Here is an 18,575-nt window from a genome sequence, read left to right on the forward strand (position 1 = left end):
ATGACAATTCAACCGCCATCGGCGGCGCCCGCCTGAGGCCAGTTTGCGACCCTCCGGGCCAGCCGCGCAAGCGCAGAGACGCGCATCCAGGGAACACAATGTCCGACAAACCGCTGACTGATATCGCTTTTTCCAACTTCGAGCTGCACCCGGCGCTGCTCTCCGGTCTCGAAAGCGCGGGCTTCACCCGCTGTACGCCCATCCAGGCCCTGACCCTGCCCATCGCCCTGCGCGGCGGCGACGTCGCCGGCCAGGCCCAGACCGGCACCGGCAAGACCCTGGCCTTCCTGGTCGCGCTGATCAACCGGCTGCTCACCCGCCCCGCGCTGGCCGACCGCAAGCCCGAGGACCCGCGCGCGCTCATCCTGGCGCCCACCCGCGAGCTGGCCATCCAGATCCACAAGGACGCGGTGAAGTTCGGCTCCGAGCTCGGCCTGCGCTTCGCGCTGGTGTACGGCGGCGTCGACTACGACAAGCAGCGCGAGCTGCTGCAGCAGGGCGTGGACGTCATCATCGCCACCCCCGGCCGCCTGATCGACTACGTCAAGCAGCACAAGGTCGTCTCCCTGCACGCCTGCGAAGTCTGCGTGCTCGACGAGGCCGATCGCATGTTCGACCTGGGCTTCATCAAGGACATCCGCTTCCTGCTGCGGCGCATGCCGATCCGCACCGAGCGCCAGACCCTGCTCTTCAGCGCCACGCTCAGCCACCGCGTGCTGGAGCTGGCCTACGAGCACATGAACGAGCCCGAGAAGCTGGTCGTCGAGACCGAGACCATCACCGCCGCGCGCGTGCGCCAGAAGGTCTACTTCCCGGCCGACGAAGAGAAGATCCCGCTGCTGATCGGCCTGCTCACCCGCTCCGAGGGCCATCGCACGATGGTCTTCGTCAACACCAAGGTCTGGGTCGAGCGCGTGGCCCGCTCGCTGGAGAAGGCCGGCTTCCGCGTCGGCGTGCTCAGCGGCGACGTGCCGCAGAAGAAGCGCGAGTCCCTGCTGGCGCGCTTCCAGAAGGGCCAGCTCGACATCCTGGTGGCCACCGACGTGGCCGCCCGCGGCCTGCACATCGACGGCGTCTCGCACGTCTACAACTACGACCTGCCCTTCGACGCCGAGGACTACGTGCACCGCATCGGCCGCACCGCGCGCCTGGGCGCCGAGGGCGACGCGATCAGCTTCGCCTGCGAGCGCTACGCCATGTCGCTGCCCGACATCGAGTCCTACATCGAACAGCGCCTGCCGGTCGAGCAGGTCACCCCGGACCTGCTGGTGCCGGTGCCGCGCGCGCCGCGCCCGGTGGTCGAGGGCGAGGACGCCGGCGACAACGAGAGCGTCAGCGCCATCTATCGCGAAGTGCGCGAAGCCAAGGCCGCCGAGGACGAAAAGCGCGGCCGCGGTGGCCGCAGCGGCGGTCGCGACGGAGGGCGCGGCGAGCGCCCGGGTTCGCGTTCCGGCCCGCGCTCCGGCCCGCCGCGCGAGCGCAAGCCGCGCAGCGAATCCGCGCCGGCCGACGCCCAGGCCGAGCTCCCGCTCGAGCGCCCGGCCCAGCGCCCGGCGCCGTCCTCGCCGATGCAGGACGACCCGAACGCGCCGGCCCGCAAGCGCCGCCGTCGTCGCCGCGGCCGTCCGGTGGAGGGCGCCGGTGCCGAGGGCGCCTCGCCGCGCAAGGACGGGGAGGCTCCGCGCAAGGAGGGCGGCCGCCGCAAGCCGGACGCGCCCGCCGCCGCGCCGCAGGAGAACAAGCCCTCGCTCTTCGGCCGCATCAAGGCCGGCCTGAGCAAGCTGGTCAAGCGCAGCCCGCCCGCCAAGCATTGAGGTTTATCCTCGCGCCATGGCCCTGCTGCGCTTCGACAACGTCACCAAGTCCTACCCGGGCACCCCGCCGGCGCTGAGCGAGGTCAGTTTCGCGGTGGAGGAGGGCGAGATGCTCTTCGTCACCGGCCACTCCGGCGCCGGCAAGTCCACCCTGCTGCGCCTGGTGCACCTGTCCGAGCGCCCCAGCCGCGGCACGGTGCTGGTGAACGAGCGCAACCTGGCCAAGGTGCGCGGCCGCAAGGTGCCGCTGCACCGCCGCCAGGTGGGCGTGGTGTTCCAGGACCACCGCCTGCTCACCGACCGCAGCATCTACGACAACGTGGCGCTGCCGCTGCTGATCGCCGGCACGCCCGGTGCCGAGGTCGGCAAGCGCGTGCGCACGGTGCTCGACAAGGTCGGCCTGGGCGGGCGCGAGCGCGCGCTGCCCCTGCAGCTTTCCACCGGCGAGCAGCAGCGCGTGGGCATCGCCCGCGCCATCGTCGCCCAGCCGCAGCTGCTGGTGGCCGACGAGCCCACCGGCAACCTCGATCCGCAGCTGGCGGCCGAGATCATGCAGCTGCTGGCCTCGCTGCCGGCGCTGGGCACCACCGTGATGATCGCCAGCCACGACCTGGCCCTGGTCAAACGCATGCGCCGGCGCGTGCTGGTGCTCGACCACGGCAAGCTGGTGGACGACATCTCGCCCGAGGACCTGGCGGCATGAGCAAGCCCGAAGCCCGCGCCAAACCGGCCGCGGCCGAACGCGTGCGCGCCGGCGGCCTCGGCGGCCGCCTGCGCGCCTGGCGTGAACAGCATCTGTACTCCCTGGTCTCCAGTCTCGGCCGCCTGCTGCAGCGGCCGGTGGCCACGGCGCTCACCGTCGGCGTGATGGCCGTGGCCATCGCCCTGCCGCTGGGCCTGGCGCTGGCGCTGGGCAACCTCGAGCGCTTCTCGGGCAGCGTCAGCGAATCGCGCGAGATCGGCGTGTTCCTCGCGCCGGGCGTCGACGCCGCGCGCGCCGGGGCCCTGGCCGGCGAGCTGGCCCGGCGGCCCGACGTGGCCGGCGTGGCGGTGCGCACGCCCGACGAGGGCCTGGCCGAGTTCAAGGCCATGAGCGACCTGGCCGGCGCGCTCGACGTGCTCGAAGGCAACCCGCTGCCCTTCGTGCTGGTGGTCCAGCCCGCCGGCAGCGACGACGGCAGCGCGCTGGCGGCCTCGCTGCGCGAGCTGCCCGAAGCCGAGGTGGTGCAGCACGACGCCGTCTGGCGCCAGCGCCTGTCGGCCTGGCTGGCCTTCGGCGAGCGCGTGGTGCAGGTCGTGGGCCTGCTGCTGGGCCTGGGCGTGCTGCTGGTGGTGGGCAACACGGTGCGCCTGGACATCGGCGCGCGCAGCGAGGAAATCGCCGTGCTCCAGCACCTGGGCGCCACCGACGGCTTCGTGCGCCGCCCCTTCCTTTATCTCGGCGCCTGGTACGGCCTGGCCGCCGGGCTCGCGGCCCTGGCCCTGCTGGCCGTCGCCGGGCTGGCGCTGCAGGGCCGCCTGACGGCCCTGGTGGCCAGCTACGGCGCGCAATTCGCCCTCGCCGGCCCCGGCTGGCAGGGCACCGGCCTGCTGCTCGCGGGCGCCGCGGCGATGGGGTGGCTGGGCGCGTGGCTCGCAACCGGGCATCATCTACGCCGGACCCGTCCCACGGACGTGTGACATGAACAGCCCTGCTTTCCGAAGCTTCGACACCACCAGCCCGCGCATCATGGTCGTGGACGGCTCCAAGGTCGTGCGCAAGATGATCGAGGGCGTGCTGCGCCAGCAGCTGCCCGGCATGGAGTTCGTCGGCTGCGAGACCGGCGAGGAGGCCAAGGCCGCCCTGCAGGCCGGCGCCGTCAACCTCGTCACCATGGCCCTGCGCCTGCCCGACATGGACGGCCTGGACCTGGCGCGCTACCTGCGCGAGCACACGCCCCAGGCCTACATCCCCATCATCGTGGTCTCGGGCGACGTGCAGGAGCGGCTCGAGAGCCGCTCGATCAGCGACGACGTCACCGACTACTTCGACAAGTCGCTGGGCTTCAATGCGCTGGCGGCCTTCATCAAGGGCTACGTCGCGCCCGAGTCCGAGGCTGGCGGCGAAGTGCTTTACGTCGAGGACAGCCGCGTCGTGGCCATGGCCACGCGCCGCATGCTCGAAAAGCACGGCCTCACCGTCATCCACGCCACCGGCGTCGAGGACGCCATCGCCCACCTCGAGACGGCGAAGGCGCAGGGCAAGGTGCCGGGCCCGGACGTGGTGCTCACCGACGTCTACCTCAAGGGCGAGCTCACCGGCAAAGACCTGCTCAAGTCGATCCGCGACGACTTCGGTTACGCCAAGGGCCTGCTGCCGGTGCTGGTGATGACCGGCGACGCCAACCCGGCCAACCAGAGCGACCTGCTGCGCGCCGGCGCCAACGACCTGGTGCAAAAGCCCATCGAGGAACGCCTGCTGGTGACCAAGCTGCTGTTCCAGCTGCGCGTCGGCCGGCTGCTGCGCGCCAAGCTCGGCAAGTAAGCGGTGTCCGGGGACGGCCGCATCCGGCTCGAGCCGTCGTGGAAGGCGCGCGTCGGCGACTACCTCCAGCGCCCCGACATGCAGGAACTCTCCGCGTTCCTGCGTAAGGAAAAGGCGGCCGGCAAGCGCGTCTTCCCGCCCGGCCCGCGCATCTTCTCGGCGCTCGACGCCACGCCCTTCGACCAGGTCAAGGTGGTCATCCTGGGCCAGGATCCGTACCACGGCGCGGGCCAGGCCCACGGCCTGTGCTTCTCGGTGCTGCCCGGCGTGCCGGTGCCGCCCTCGCTGGGCAACATCTTCAAGGAGATCCAGGCCGACCTGGGCATCGCCCCGCCGGGCCACGGCTGCCTGCTGCCCTGGGCGCAGCGCGGCGTGCTGCTGCTCAACGCCGTGCTGACGGTGGAGGAGGGCCGGGCCGGCTCGCACCAGGGCAAGGGCTGGGAAGGCTTCACCGACGCCATCGTCCAGGCCCTGGACCGCGAGAAGGAGGGCCTGGTCTTCCTGCTCTGGGGCAGCTACGCCCAGGCCAAGGGCAAGCTGGTGGACGCCCGCCGGCACTGCGTGCTGCGCGCCCCGCACCCCTCGCCGCTGTCGGCGCACCGGGGTTTCCTGGGCTGCGGCCACTTCGGCAAGGCCAACCGCTGGCTGCAGGGCGGGGGCCGGGCGCCGGTGGACTGGTCGCTGCCGCCCCGGGCCGAGGTCGAGGCCCTGCTGGCGGATTCCGGCACCAGCCCTTGAACCCGGCCGGGCCACCCCCAGAACAGGGGGAAGCCAGGGGAGTTGGCTGTTCCATTTATGGGATAGACAGGGAACTTTCGGCCTATTTAGCACTCTGACCGGAGTGCTAAACTCCATCTCATGAGCGAGGACCGGATGACCACCAACGCCCTGATCGCCAACAACCTGCCGGTGCCCAGCGCACTGGGCTCGCTGGACGCGTACATCGCCGCGGTCAACCGGGTGCCCGTGCTCTCCGTCGAGGACGAGCAGGCCCTGGCCCGCCGCTACCGCGACGAGGAAGACCTCGATGCCGCCAAGGCCCTGGTCATGTCGCACCTGCGCTTCGTGGTGCACGTGGCCCGCGGCTACCAGGGCTACGGCCTGGGCATGGGCGACCTGATCCAGGAAGGCAACATCGGCCTGATGAAGGCGGTCAAGCGCTTCGACCCCGACCAGGGCGTGCGCCTGGTGTCCTTCGCCGTGCACTGGGTGCGCGCCGAGATGCACGAGTTCATCCTGCGCAACTGGCGCATCGTCAAGGTGGCCACCACCAAGGCGCAGCGCAAGCTGTTCTTCAACCTGCGCAAGAGCAAGAAGCGCCTGGGCTGGATGAACGCCGAGGAAGTGCGCGCGGTGGCCAAGGACCTCAACGTCTCCGAGCGCGAGGTGCTGGAGATGGAATCGCGCCTGAGCGGCCGCGACATCGGCTTCGACGCGCCGGATGATTCCGACGACGACGCGCCGCCCTCGCCGGTGGCCTACCTGCGCGACAGCGGCGACGACCCGGCCCTGGCCTACGAGCGCGCCTCGCACGAGGAAGACCAGCTCGAGCTGCTGCGCGACGGCCTGTCGGGCCTGGACCAGCGTTCGCGCGACGTGCTCAAGCGCCGCTTCCTGGGCGAGCCCAAGGCCACGCTGCAGGAGCTGGCCGACGAGTACGGCGTCTCGGCCGAGCGCATCCGCCAGATCGAGGCCAATGCGCTCAAGAAGATGCGGGCGCTGTTCGCGGCCTGAGCCGCATCGCCATCCCGCTTGCACCGACGGCCCCGCGAGGGGCCGTCGTCGTTCGCGGGGAACTATTTGTGGTCCACCAGCAGGCCGCGCTCGCGGGCGATCTGGGCCAGCTCGCCCGGGTGGCGGGCGCCGAGCTTCTCCATCAGGTTGGCGCGGTGCCGGTAGAGCGTCTTGTCGCTGATGCCCAGCGCCGCGGCCACCACCTTCGGCGGCAGGCCCGATAGCAGGCCGCGCAGGGTTTCGCGCTCGCGCAGCGTGAGCTGGCAGGCCGGGCCGCCCGGGTTGGCCGGGGTGAGGTCGGAGCTGAGCACGCGCTCGCCGGCGAGCACGCGGCGCAGGCCTTCGATCAACTCCTCGGGCGCCACCGCCTTGGTGAAGTAGCCCTGGGCGCCGCGCTCGAGCGCCCGCACCACCAGCGCCGGGTCGTCGTGCATGCTCAGCATCACGCAGCGCAGGCCCCCGACGGCTTCCTGCAGCTGCGCCAGCAGCACCAGGCCGCTGTGCTCGTTGCCCAGGCTCAGGTCCACCAGCGCCAGGTCCGGCTTGTGCAGGCGCGCTGCGGCCACGGCTTCGGCGGGCGTACCGGCCTGCGCGACCACCTCGAAGCCCTCGGCTTCCTCAAGCAGGCGGCGGAAACCCTCCCGCACGACGGCGTGGTCATCGATGAGCAGGACGCGATGCATGCGCGAAGTCTCGCAAACCCGGGCACCGGCCCGGCGAGAAAAATTCCCAGCCGGTGGCCTTGCGGGCCGCTAAGCTTGCCGGTCATGGCAAGCCAGGGGCAACTCGAAGGCCTTCCCGCGCGCTGGCTCGAGGCCCGCGCGACCAGCCCTGCGCGGGTGCTGGCGGTCGGCCTTGCGCTGGCGACCGCCACGGCCCTGCTGCTGATGCCGCTGTCGTTCCTGCAGCGCTACCAGTGGAACCTGGCCACCGGCCTGCTGTTCGTGCTGGCCTGGTGCCTGCCCACGCGCTGGTGGCCCTGGCTCGCCGGCGGCACCATCGCCTCGCGCATCGCCATGGGCGTGGTCATCGGCGAGCGCACCGGTTACCAGGGCGCGTTCCTCGGCTACTGGGCCGACCCGCTGCAGTTCGTGCTGGGCAACGTGCTCGAGCCTTTCCTGGTGATGACCGGCGTATGCCTGCTCAAGGCCTGGAAGGTGCATCCGGGCGTGCGCGTGGGCATGCGCACCGAAGGCAAGGTGCACCTGGCGGCGCTGCTGACCGCGTTCGCGGTGACGGCCAAGGACCTGGCCTACGTGGTCAACGACGGCGTCATCGCCGACGTGAAGTTCGCCGTCGTCATCGGCGGCCAGGCGCTGCGCGGCGACGGCGCCTGGGCTGCGCTGGGCGACTTCGGCGTGCAGCACCTGCTGGGCAACATGATCGGCGTGATCCTGTTCACCCCGCTGGTGCTGTGGATCTTCTCGCCGCGCTATGCCGTGCCGTCCTCGCGGGTCATCGCTTCGGCGTTGGCGGTGATGGCGCCGGCGATGGCGCTGTTCGTGGTGCTGAGCCTGCAGTTCCCCAGCTCCGAGTTCGCCGAACTGCTGCGGCGCCTGCTGGTGGCGGCGATCGCGGCCTTCACCATGTGGCATGGCTGGCGCGGCGCGGTGGTGTCGATGCAGATGCTCACCGCCGCGATCGCGCTGGAGGTGTACCTGGGCATGCCCCTGCTCACGCCGCTGCTGCTGCAGACCTACCTGGTGGTGACCGGCACGATGATGCTGGTGTTCGGTGGTTCGGTGGACGATTACCGGCGCCAGGCCGCCGACCTGCTCAAGGCGCGGCAGCGCGAGCAGCGCCTGCTCGACGAGCTGCAGGACGCCGCGCTGCGCAACCTGCAGCTCGAGGAGAGCGAGCGCCGGCGCCTGGCGCGTGAACTGCACGACGAGTTCGGCCAGAACCTCGCGGCCTTGCAGACCCACCTCAAGCTGGCCGCGCCGCACCTGGCCGAGGGCGGCCGGCTGGGCATCGCCGACCTGCTGCTGGAAATCACCCGCAACATGCAGCGCAACATCGGCCGCGTGCTGGCCGACCTGCGCCCGGCGGGACTCGAGCAGCTGGGCCTGTTCGGCGCGGTCGACCGCGGCGGCATCCGCCGGCTGGCCGAAGACGCCGGCGTGGCGCTGGTGGTCAAGCTCGAGGGCGATGCCCGCCTGCTATCGCAGCTCGACACCACGCACGCCACCGCCATCTACCGCATGGCCCAGGAGGCGGTGACCAACATCGTGCGCCACGCCGATGCGCGCCATGCGCAGATCAAGCTGCGCATCAGCCGGCGCAGGAACGCGCTGTGGGTCTTCCTCGACATCCGCGACGACGGCCTGGGCCGGATCGACCGCATGTTCGCCGGCAACGGCCTGACCGGCATGCGCGACCGCGTGCTCGCGCTCAACGGCGCGCTCTACCTGCACCAGCTCTCGCCGGGCCTGCGCCTGCACCTGATGGTGCGCCAGTCCGACGACGCGCCGCTGACCGGGCGCTGAGGGCCGCGCTCAGTAAAGGTCGGTGGGGTCGACGTCGAGCGACCAGCGCACGCGCCGCGCCGAGCGCATCGCCCGCAGCAGCGGCAGCCATTCGCGCAGCGCCGCGTGCAGCGGCGCGCGCTGGCTGGCGTCGAGCAGCAGCTGGCCGCGGGCGCGGCCGGCGCGCCGCGCCATCGGTGCCGGCATCGGCGAGTTCGCGCGCACGCCTTCGCGCGCCGGGAAGGCCGCGTGCGCCTCGCGCAGGAATTCGTTGACCGCCGCTTCGGTGCCCGCATCGGCGCGCAGCAGCGCCAGGTGCGCATAGGGCGGAAAGGCCGCGGCCTCGCGCTCGGCCAGGGCCAGCGCGGCCACGGCGGGGTAGCCGCCGTTGAGCAGGGTGCCCAGCAGCGGGTGGTCGGGGTGGTGCGTCTGCAGCAGCACCTCGCCCGGCAAGGCGGCGCGACCGGCACGGCCGGCCACCTGGATCAGCAGCTGCGCGAGTTTTTCGCCGGCGCGGAAGTCGGCGCTGAACAGGCCTTCGTCCACGCCCACCACCGCCACCAGCGTTAGCCGCGGCAGGTCGTGGCCCTTGGCCAGGATCTGGGTGCCCACGAGGATGCCCGGTTCGTCGCCCAGCGACGCCAGGTGCTGGCCGAGGGCGTCGCGTCGGCGCGTGGTTTCGCGGTCCACGCGCACCAGGCGCGCCTCGGGGAAGCGCGCCGCCAGCGCGTGTTCGATGCGCTCCGTGCCCGCGCCCTGCGGCTGCAGCGCCAGGCTGGCGCAGTCGGGGCAGGCGTTCGGGGGCGTGGCGCGCGCGCCGCAGTGGTGGCAGATCAGCCGGCGACCGCCGGCGTGCACCGTCATCGCCGCGTCGCAGCGCCGGCAGTGCGCGCTCCAGCCGCAGTCGTGGCAAATGAGCACCGGCGCGTAGCCGCGGCGGTTCTTGAACACCAGCGCCTGTTCGCCGCGCGCCAGGCAGGCGCCGACGGCGTCGAGCAGCTCGGCCGACAGGCCATCGGCCAGCGGGCGCTTGCGCACGTCGACCACGCGCACCCGCGGCGGCGTGGCACCGCCGGCGCGCTGGCCCAGGCGCAGGTGCAGGTAGCGGCCGCAGAGCGCGTTGTGCAGCGACTCGAGCGAGGGCGTGGCGCTGCCGAGGATGACTGGCACGCCGAGCTTGCTGGCGCGCACCAGCGCCAGGTCGCGGGCGTGGTAGCGCACGCCGTCCTGCTGCTTGTAGGAGCCGTCGTGTTCCTCGTCCACCACCAGCAGCCCCGGCTCGACCATGGGACAGAACACCGCCGAACGCGTGCCCACCAGCACGCGTGCGCGCCCCTCGGCCATGTCCACCCAGGCGCGCGCGCGCTCGCCGTCCGAAAGCCCGGAATGGAAGGCCGCGACCGGCACGCCCAGGCGCGCCCGGAAGCGCGCCAGCGCCTGCGGCGTGAGCCCGATCTCCGGCACCAGCACCAGGGCCTGGCGGCCGGCGGCGAGGCAGTCGGCGATGGCCTGCAGGTAGACCTCGGTCTTGCCGCTGCCGGTGACGCCTTCGAGCAGCACCGGCTGGAAGCCCTGCGCCCCGCGCAGCGCGGCCATGGCCCCGGCCTGGGCCGGCGTGGGTTCGGGCGGGCTGGCGACGGGCGGGGCGACGATGGCGGCGGGCTCGAGCAGCACCGGTTCGACCAGGCCCCGCGCAAGCAGGCTGCGCGCCGCCGGGCGCCAGCCCGGAAGCTGCCGGTCGAGCGCGTCCTCGGCCATCGGCTGCACGCCCAGCAGCTGCAGCAGCTCGCGTGGACGTCCGGGACGGCCGGGCGCGGCGGCCACCTCGCGACCCGCGGCCGTGGCCTGCCAGGCCGACTGGCGCGTGTCCGGCAGCGGCTGGCCGGCGCGCAGCAGGCCGGGCAGGGCGGTGGCCAGCACTTCGCCCAGCGGTGCGTGGTAGTAGCCCGCGGCCCAGCGCAGGGTCTCGAGCAGTTCGCCGCGCAGCAGCGGGCTGGCGTCGAGTCGCTCGCGGGCCGGCTTGAGCGAGGCCGGGTCGGCGTCGGCCTGGCCGACCGCCACCACTACCCCGACCATCTCGCCGTCGCCGCGGCCGAAGGGCACCCGCACGCGGCAGCCCACCCAGCCGGCCCCGGGGGCGGGGCCATCGGGGGGCGGCAGGTAGTCGAACTCCCGCGGCAGCGGCACCGGGAGGGCGACGCGCAGCACGGGAACGGGGGTCGGATCCATCGGCGCAGTCTAGCCTGCGACCCGCCGGGGAGGGCTGTGGACAGACTTGCAGTGCATACCTGCCAAATCGATCACAAAGCGCGGCTAAGCTGCTGTTCACCAAAACGAAAACCCCTTATCCACACGACATGTGGATAAGTCTGTGGAAGGGGCTGCGGCCAATACAGCGCACCCCCCGTGAAAACAGCCCCCGGGCCGGGTTGGCGATTTTTTAACCAGCCCGTCATATCCCATGAGAATCAATGACTTGTGCTGTGAGGGTGGCGGCAATGTGGCAGTGGTTTGACGGGCCCGGGGCCCCCGGGGGGTGAATCGTGCCGCTGTGCACAACGTTCCACGCCGGAAGCCGCGCCGCGCTTGACTGAGCGCCTGCCGGGCGAAAGTCAAGCGCTTTTGCGGGCTGTCGGCTGGCTAGAATGGGGGGTGATTTCCGCCTCCCCGAAACACCCTTCTCCTACCCCTTCCCCGGCCCTGTCCGCCTTCCTGCGCGGCATCGAGCGGCGCGCCTACGTGTTCGCCGACCTGCAGTGCGGCGACCCGGCGCGCGCCCTGGCCGCCGTGGAACATGCCATGCGCGCCTTCGCGCCGGTCTCGGCCGTCACCCCGCTCTCGGGCTGGCCGGCCGGGTTCTGGTCGCTCCTGCTGGCCCAGCCGGCGCTGGCGGGTGGCGAAGGCGGTGCACCGGAGCTGGCCAGCCTGGGCAGCGGCCCGCGCGGCGCCCTGCTGCTGCGGCTGGTGGGCGGCCTGGATTTCCCGCATGCCGCCCAGGTGATGGGTGTCGCCGAGGCCACGTATCGCTTCGCCCTGCAGCGCGCGCTGCAGCAGCTGGGCGAGGCGGAGGTCAGCTTCGCCGCGCTGGGGCGGCTGCGCGAACGCCTGCACCGCCAGGTCAAGACCCTGGACGAAACGCGCGTGGCCGAACTGGCCGCGATCCGCGCCCGCGTGCTGGCCGGCGAACCGCTCCCGGTCGAAGCGCCGCCCTCGCCGCCTTCGCCCTGGCCGCGTCGCCTGGCCTGGGCCGCGCTGGTCGCGCTGGCCCTGGCCTTCGCCGCCACTTTCTGGCGGCCGTCGCCGCCGCTGCCGCCGGGCGCGGTGCAGGACCTGCCGCAGGAGGCCGCCGACGCCCCGCCGGCGCCGCCGGCGAGTTCCGACGCCGACACCATCATCCATCCCGACTACGCCGCGCTCGCCGACCCGGACGCCGGGGCGCATGCCGGCGACCTGGACTTCCTGAGCTGGCTGGTCGCCGATGCCGGTTTCGAGGCCGCGCCCGCGCCGCCCGAAAGCACCGCCGAGGCAGTCGTCGCGCCAGCCGAGGGCGCGGCCGGCGCACCGCGCGTCGAACCGGCCGCCGACGACCAGCCGCGCTTCGAAGCGCTGGCCAGCGCCGAACGGCCGCTGCTGGCACCGGTGGCCGCGACCTGGCCGCGGCTCGATCCCGACACCCGCCGGCAACTGGTGGGCCAGGCGCGGCACTGGCTGGCGCTGGACGCGGCCGCGCGCGAAGACCTGCGCGCTCGCCTGCTCGCCTGGGATTCGCAGCCGCCGGCCGAGCGCGCGCGCCGGCGCGGCGCCCTCGCCGCCTGGATGTCGCTGTCGCCGGACGAGCAGGCGCGCGTGGCCGCCGCCGCGGCGGCCTGGAACGCCCTGCCCGGGGAGGAGCGCGACGCCTGGCGCACGCGTTTCGACGAACTGCCCGCCGACCAGCGCGAGCCCTGGTGGCTGGGGCCGGCGCTGGGCGAATGGTTCTCGCCGGTGCAGCCGCTGTTCGCCTACGTGCCGGGTTCGGAGCGCGAGCCGCTGCTGGCGATGCTGCGCGCCTTGCCGCCCGCCGCACGCGAAGACCTGGCCACGCTGGCGCGCCGCCTGCCGGCCGCCGAGCGCGAGCGCCTGCGCCGCGAACTGCTCGAAGCCGCCCCGGCCGAACGCGAGGCGCTGGTGCGCAAACGCCTCGGCCGCTAGTCGCGCGGCGTCACCGTGTTCACATGTTCACCAGGCTCACGAGCAGGTTCAGGGTGGCGCCCAGGCTGATCAGGAACAGGTAGGCGGTGCCCAGCACCCAGTACTTGAGCAGGGTCATGATCCAGCCCTGGCCGTACACCCGCTTCTGCATCAGCAGCAGGTAGGCCGGCATCCAGCAGATCATCGCCACCTCGACCCAGCCGATCGGCCGCGACAGCCAGGGCAGGCCGGCGGTCCAGGCCGCCAGCGCATCCAGCGCCAGCACCACCAGCAGGGCCGCGCACAGGAAGGCGTGGCTGTGCAGCGCGACGATCAGGTGCTCCATGTACAGGCGGCGCTTGAACACGTACATCAGCTTGAGGAAGGCCGCGAACAGCGGCAGCAGCACGAACAGCGAGGTCGGCACCGTCGAGAGGAAGGCGTCCTTGAGCAGGTTCGGGTCGCCCTGGATGCGCTTGGCGTTTTCATTGGCCTTGCCGGCCTGGCGATTGAGCCAGGCATTGCCGCCCTCGCCGATCCAGCCGATGTGCAGCGGGTTGTCCACCGGATGCCAGGGCCGGCCGTTGAAACTCATCGAGCCATCGGTGGGCAACTCGGGCGGCACCGGCACCTCGCGGCCTTCCGCCGTGGCCTGCTCGATCTCGCGGATGCGGCGCGCGGCCTCGGCGGCGATGGACTTCTCGGCCACGTCCAGGCCGACGCCCACGCCGAAATCCACGCCGGGGATGTCGGTGGTTTGCCCGCGCGCTTCCTTCAGCGCTTCCAGCGCCTCGTCGCGCAGGCGCTCGACCTCGGCGACGCTGGTGGCCCGGCGGATGCCGCCGGTGCTGCGGTCCTCGCGCATCTGCTCCGTGCCCACCTGCACCTTCGGTGCCTCGCCGTCGTCGTCTTCGTCGAAGTTGAAGCTCAGCTGCGCGGCGAAGAAGGCGAAAAGGCTCAGGAATACGAACAGCCGCACCGGGCTGACGTAGCGCACGCGCCGGCCGGCGAAATACTCGGTGCTCAGGAAGCCGGGCCGGAACATCAGCGGCCCGAGCGTGCGCAGGATGCGCGAGTCGAGCTCGAACACCGAGTCCATGAAGTCGCCGATGATCGAACCGAAGTGCCGCACCAGGCCCTTGGTCGGCTGGCCGCAGGCGTAGCAGTGTTCACCGAGCAGGAGTTCGCCGCAGTTCTGGCAGCGCCGGGCCTCGGTTTCGGGCGCGGCGGGCGGGGTGGCGGTGTCGCTCATCACGGGCTCCTGCGTGGCTGCGGCTAATATAGCCGGCCCTTCACGCCATCGATGCCATGAGCCGCTCGGAAATCCGCGCCGCCCGCCTGCTGCGGGAAATGCGGGTCAGCTTCGTGCTGGCCCTGCCGCTGGTCCTGAGCCAGCTCTCGTCGATGGGCATGAACATCGTCGACACCCTGCTCGCCGGCCGCCACGGCCCGGTGACGCTGGCGGCCGTGGGCGTGGGCAGCGCGATCTGGTCGGTGGTGATCCTGGTCAGCATCGGCGTGCTGATGGCCGTGCCGCCGACGGTCTCGCAGCTCAACGGCGCCGGCCGCCGCGGTGAAATCGGCCCGGTGTTCCGCCAGGCCCTGTGGCTGGCGCTGGCGCTGGGCGTGGCGCTGGTGTTCGTGGTGCGCGCCGGCGCACTGGCGCTGGGGCCGATGGGCATCACCCCCGAGGCGCGGCCCGAGGCCGTGGCCTTCCTGCGCGCCATCAGCTGGGGCGCGCCCGGCCTGGCCCTGTTCTTCTGCCTGCGCAACCTCAGCGAAGGCGTGGCCTGGACGGTGCCCTCGATGGTGGTGGGCGCCGTCGGCCTGGCCTTGCTGGCGCCGCTCGGCTACGGCCTGATGTTCGGCGCCGGCCTGGGCGCGGCGGGCCTGGGTTATGCGGTGGCCATCGTGCTGTGGTGCCAGGCGGCCAGCATGGCCACCTACCTGTGGCGCGCGCGCCGCTTCGCCGACCTGCGCCTGTTCGAGCGTTTCGAGGGCCCGCGCTGGCCGCCGATCCGCGCGCTGCTGCGCCTGGGCCTGCCGATGGGCGTCTCGGTGTTCATGGAGGGCAGCCTGTTCGTGGCCACCGCGCTGCTGATCGGCACCCTGGGCACCACCCAGATGGCCGCGCACCAGATCGCCATCCTCATCGCCAGCCTGTGCTTCATGGTGCCCCTGGGCGTGGCCATGGCCACCACGGTGCGCGTGGGCCATGCCGTGGGCGCCGGCGACCTGTCGGGCGTGCGCTGGGCCGCCGGCGCCGGCTACGCGCTGGCGATGCTGGCCCAGACCGCCTCGGCCGTGCTGCTGGTGACGAGCGCGGCCTGGCTCGCGGCCCTGTTCACCGCCGACCCGGCCGTGATCGCCCTCGCCAGCCTGCTGATGGCCTACGCGGCCGTGTTCCAGTACCCCGACGGCCTTCAGGCCCTGTCGGCCGGCGCGCTTCGCGGCATGAAGGACACCCGCGTGCCCATGGTGATCACCGTGCTCGCCTACTGGGGCCTGGGCCTGCCGCTCGGCGCCTGGCTGGGCCTGGCCAGGGGCCAGGGCGCGCCGGGCCTGTGGACCGGCCTGATCCTCGGCCTCGCCGTGGCGGCCAGCCTGCTGGGCTGGCGCTTCTGGCGGCTTTCACGCCGGCCCCTGCCGGCGGTCTCCGTGACCTGACGCCCATGCGGGCTTCACCCCGGCTGGGTATCCTGTGCCCAGTATCCTCGGGAGTTGACCCATGTCGCAGTCTCAGGCCGGTCCCATCCGGCGGTTCTTCGTCGGAATCTGGAACGCCATCAATTTCGTCCGGCGTCTGGTGCTCAACCTGGTGTTCCTGGGGCTGTTGTTCCTGGTGCTGCTGTTCCCGTTCGTGATGGTCGCGCTGTCCTCCGGCGCCAAGCCGGTGGCCGAGAAGAGCGCACTGGTCATCAACCTCGGTGGCGCACTGGTCGAGCAGTACAGCGCCCACCCGGTCGACCGCGTGCTCAACCAGGCCATGGGCCAGGGCCAGATGGAGGTGCAGCTGCGCGACGTGCTGCGCGCCATCGAAGCCGCCAAGGACGACAAGCGCATCGACCGCATCGTGCTGGTCACCGACGGCCTGCAGTACGCCGGCTACGCCGCGCTGCGCGACGTCGCCGTGGCGCTGCGCGACTTCCGCGCCTCGGGCAAGCAGATCGTCGCCTTCGGCAACGGCATGGACCAGAAGGGCTACTACCTGGCCGCGCAGGCCGACGAGGTGTACATCGACCCGGAGGGCGCGGTGATCCTCGAGGGCATCGGCCGCTACCGCATGTATTACCGCGAAGGCCTGCAGGACAAGCTCGGCGTGGACGTGCACCTGTTCAAGGTGGGCGAGTACAAGTCGGCCGCCGAGCCCTTCATCCTCGACGCGGCCTCGCCCGAGGCGCGCGAGGCCGACCTGTACTGGATGACCGACGTCTGGAACCGCTTCGTCGACGACATCGCCAAGGCCCGCGGCCTCGAGCGCAGCGCGCTCGACGCGATGATCAACGAACTGCCCCAGCGCGTGCAGGCCGCCGGCGGCGACCTGGGCCAGCTGGCCGTGGACGAGAAGCTGGTGGACGGCCTCAAGACCAGCCACGAGCTCGAGCAGATGCTCATCGAGCGCGGCGCGCTCGACGAGGAGGAGAAGACCTTCCGCCAGGTCGACATGCGCGCCTACCTGGCGCAGATGCGCCTGCCGAACCTGTCGATGGACAAGCGCCCGCAGGTGGCGGTGGTGGTCGCCCAGGGCGAGATCACCGACGGCCAGCAGCCGCCGGGCACGGTGGGCGGCGAGTCCACCTCGGCCCTGCTGCGCGAAGCGCGCGAGGACGAGAACGTCAAGGCGGTGCTGCTGCGCGTCGATTCGCCCGGCGGCGGTGTGTTCCCGTCCGAGCAGATCCGCCGCGAGGTCGAGCTCACCCGCGCCGCCGGCAAGCCGGTGGTGGTGTCGATGGGCAACGTGGCGGCCTCGGGCGGCTACTGGATTTCGATGAACGCCGACGCGATCTACGCCGACGAGTCGACCATCACCGGCTCGATCGGCATCTTCGGCCTGTTCATGACCGGCCCGCGCGTGCTCGACAAGCTCGGCGTGAACACGGACGGCGTCGGCACGACGCCGCTCGCCGGCGCCTTCGACCCGACCCGTCCGCTCGACCCGAACGTGGGCGTGATCATCCAGTCGGTGATCGAAAAGGGTTATGCCGACTTCATCGGCAAGGTCGCCGACGCCCGCGAGAGCACGCCCGAGCAGATCGACGTGCACGCCCGCGGCCGCGTCTGGTCGGGCGCGCAGGCCAAGGAGCGCGGCCTGGTGGACGAGCTGGGCGGCTTCCGCGACGCCCTGCAGGCGGCCGCCGGCCGCGCCGGCCTCGAGGAAGGCAAGTACCGCGTGCGCTATGTCGAGCGCGCGCTCACGCCCTTCGAGCAGTTCCTGGTCGATGTCGGCGGCCAGGCCCGCTACCAGTCGGTGCTGCGCCTGCTGGCGCCGTCGATGCCGGGCCTGGACCGCGCCACCGTGCAGCAGGTGGAGAAGGAACTGCGCTGGCTCGACGACAAGGCCGCCACGCCCTACCGCGCGGTCGCGCACTGCCTCTGCGACTTCTGACCGCAGCCACCGGCAGCACACCCTGGACGCCCGGGCTTGCCCGGGCGTCCTCGTTTCAGCCGCCGGCGTCCTCGAGCGCCTGGTCGCGCTCGGCGTTGCGCTCGGACTGCGCGTCCTCGACGGCGCGCGCCTTGTCGAGCGGCTCCTGGATGGCCTCGCGCAGTTGCGTGTGCTGGCCGCCGGACGGCGCGGCCGCCTGCGGTTCGGGCGGGTCGGCCTCGGGCGTGGGCGGCGGGTCGCTGCAGGCGGCGAGGGCGAGGCAGGCCAGCAGGGGCGGCAGTAATTTCATCGCGGCGTGCTCCGTGGCTTGGGCGAGGGCTATCCTACGCCCAGGCGAGAGGAGGATGGCCATGGGCACGAACCGCTGGCGGCTGGACGGACAGGTGGCGCTGGTGACCGGCGCGAGCGTGGGCATCGGCCGGGCGATCGCCGCCGAGCTGCTGGGCCTGGGCGCCGACGTGATGCTGGTGGCCCGCGACCAGGGCCAGCTCGACACCACCCGCGACGAGCTGCAGGACGAATTCCCCGACGCCGAGGTGCTGGCCTTCGCCGCCGACGTGTCCGACGGCGAGCAGCGCCGCGAGGTCTTCGACTGGGTCGAGGACCTGGGCACCGGCCTGCACGTCCTGGTCAACAACGCCGGCACCAACGACAGCAAGCCGACCATGGACTACGCCGACGACGAGTGGCGCGCCATCTTCGAGACCAACCTGTTCTCGGCCTTCGAGCTCAGCCGCTTCGCCTTCCCGCTGCTGAGCGAACACGCCGCCTCGAGCATCGTCAACGTGGGCTCGGTCTCGGGCCTGACCCACGTGCGCACGGGCTCGCCCTACGGCATGAGCAAGGCGGCGCTGCACCAGCTGACGAAAAACCTGGCCTGCGAATGGGCCGAGGACGGCGTGCGCGTGAACGCGGTGGCGCCCTGGTACATCCGCACCCGCCGCACCTCGGGCAAGCTCGCCAATCCCGACTACCTCGACGAGGTGCTCGACCGCACGCCGATGGGCCGCATCGGCGAACCCGAGGAAGTCGCCGCCGCCGTCGCCTTCCTCTGCCTGCCCGCCGCCAGCTACATCACCGGCGAAACCCTCGCCGTCGACGGCGGCTTCCTCCGCTACGGCTTCTGACCCTGCCCGCCCCCTGTAGGAGCGCCTTCAGGCGCGAAAAGATTCGCGCCTGAAGGCGCTTGTGTCTGGCTTTTGCCCTAGGGTTTGGGGTGAGAGCGGGGTGCGGGACGCCGCTGTTGCGCAGTGCTCGAAAGC

The 18,575-nt window shown here is 72.2% G+C and carries 15 protein-coding genes; 11 read left to right on the top strand and 4 right to left on the bottom strand.

From position 1 onward, the window contains the following. The first annotated feature begins 98 nt into the window (after positions 1-98). From rhlB to rpoH, 6 genes are all read left to right on the top strand, one after another. Positions 99-1,814, top strand: coding sequence for an ATP-dependent RNA helicase RhlB (gene rhlB, locus ABS41_RS04605; RefSeq protein ID WP_290591325.1), 1,716 nt, complete (start codon positions 99-101; stop codon positions 1,812-1,814). 16 nt (positions 1,815-1,830) lie between these two features. Then, positions 1,831-2,517: a cell division ATP-binding protein FtsE gene (gene ftsE, locus ABS41_RS04610; protein ID WP_290591329.1), complete on the top strand. Its 687-nt coding sequence runs from the start codon at positions 1,831-1,833 to the stop codon at positions 2,515-2,517. Beyond that, positions 2,514-3,494 (top strand): permease-like cell division protein FtsX, encoded by a 981-nt coding sequence (gene ftsX / locus ABS41_RS04615; RefSeq protein ID WP_290591332.1) that lies wholly within the window; start codon positions 2,514-2,516, stop codon positions 3,492-3,494. The genes ftsE and ftsX overlap by 4 nt, the downstream gene beginning before the upstream one ends. A 1-nt stretch (position 3,495) precedes the next feature. Next, positions 3,496-4,338 carry a response regulator gene (locus ABS41_RS04620; RefSeq protein ID WP_290591335.1) on the top strand — a complete coding sequence of 281 codons (843 nt, stop codon included), beginning with the start codon at positions 3,496-3,498 and terminating at the stop codon, positions 4,336-4,338. Between the two features lie 3 nt (positions 4,339-4,341). Next, on the top strand, positions 4,342-5,076 hold the full coding sequence (gene ung, locus ABS41_RS04625; protein WP_290591337.1) for a uracil-DNA glycosylase: 735 nt from the start codon (positions 4,342-4,344) through the stop codon (positions 5,074-5,076). A 120-nt stretch (positions 5,077-5,196) separates the two neighbouring features. After that, positions 5,197-6,072, top strand: a complete 876-nt coding sequence (gene rpoH / locus ABS41_RS04630) for an RNA polymerase sigma factor RpoH (protein WP_290591339.1) — start codon at positions 5,197-5,199, stop codon at positions 6,070-6,072. Positions 6,073-6,134: 62 nt separating this feature from the next. Here the strand turns inward: rpoH and ABS41_RS04635 are convergent, their stop codons facing one another. Beyond that, positions 6,135-6,755: a response regulator transcription factor gene (locus ABS41_RS04635; protein ID WP_290591341.1), complete on the bottom strand. Its 621-nt coding sequence runs from the start codon at positions 6,753-6,755 to the stop codon at positions 6,135-6,137. Positions 6,756-6,839: 84 nt separating this feature from the next. Here ABS41_RS04635 and ABS41_RS04640 point away from each other — a divergent pair, with 84 nt between their 5' ends. Continuing rightward, positions 6,840-8,558 (top strand): histidine kinase, encoded by a 1,719-nt coding sequence (locus tag ABS41_RS04640; protein ID WP_290591343.1) that lies wholly within the window; start codon positions 6,840-6,842, stop codon positions 8,556-8,558. A 9-nt stretch (positions 8,559-8,567) separates the two neighbouring features. Here ABS41_RS04640 and ABS41_RS04645 read toward each other — a convergent pair whose 3' ends face one another. Continuing rightward, complete coding sequence (locus ABS41_RS04645) at positions 8,568-10,766, bottom strand: primosomal protein N' (RefSeq protein ID WP_290591346.1); 2,199 nt, start codon at positions 10,764-10,766, stop codon at positions 8,568-8,570. Between the two features lie 423 nt (positions 10,767-11,189). Between ABS41_RS04645 and ABS41_RS04650 the strand changes: the two genes are divergently transcribed. Next, a complete protein-coding gene (locus ABS41_RS04650) occupies positions 11,190-12,728 on the top strand; it encodes a DUF3106 domain-containing protein (RefSeq protein ID WP_290591348.1) in 1,539 nt (512 codons plus the stop codon). Between the two features lie 19 nt (positions 12,729-12,747). On the opposite strand, the gene ABS41_RS04655 is transcribed toward ABS41_RS04650, so the two are convergent. Then, positions 12,748-13,959, bottom strand: coding sequence for a DUF3667 domain-containing protein (locus ABS41_RS04655; RefSeq protein WP_290591350.1), 1,212 nt, complete (start codon positions 13,957-13,959; stop codon positions 12,748-12,750). 56 nt (positions 13,960-14,015) lie between these two features. On the opposite strand from ABS41_RS04655, the gene ABS41_RS04660 reads away from it, so the two are divergent. Beyond that, complete coding sequence (locus ABS41_RS04660) at positions 14,016-15,374, top strand: MATE family efflux transporter (RefSeq protein ID WP_290591353.1); 1,359 nt, start codon at positions 14,016-14,018, stop codon at positions 15,372-15,374. A gap of 61 nt (positions 15,375-15,435) precedes the next feature. Next, positions 15,436-17,313 carry a signal peptide peptidase SppA gene (sppA, locus tag ABS41_RS04665; RefSeq protein ID WP_290591355.1) on the top strand — a complete coding sequence of 626 codons (1,878 nt, stop codon included), beginning with the start codon at positions 15,436-15,438 and terminating at the stop codon, positions 17,311-17,313. A gap of 55 nt (positions 17,314-17,368) precedes the next feature. Here sppA and ABS41_RS04670 read toward each other — a convergent pair whose 3' ends face one another. Further along, entirely contained in the window at positions 17,369-17,602 is a 234-nt protein-coding gene (locus ABS41_RS04670; protein WP_290591357.1) for a hypothetical protein, read from the bottom strand. A 61-nt stretch (positions 17,603-17,663) separates the two neighbouring features. Between ABS41_RS04670 and ABS41_RS04675 the strand changes: the two genes are divergently transcribed. Beyond that, entirely contained in the window at positions 17,664-18,440 is a 777-nt protein-coding gene (locus ABS41_RS04675; protein WP_290591359.1) for an SDR family oxidoreductase, read from the top strand. Positions 18,441-18,575 lie beyond the last annotated feature (135 nt).

Origin of the sequence: Arenimonas sp. SCN 70-307, from assembly GCF_001724815.1 — a bacterium.
GTDB lineage: Bacteria > Pseudomonadota > Gammaproteobacteria > Xanthomonadales > Xanthomonadaceae > Arenimonas.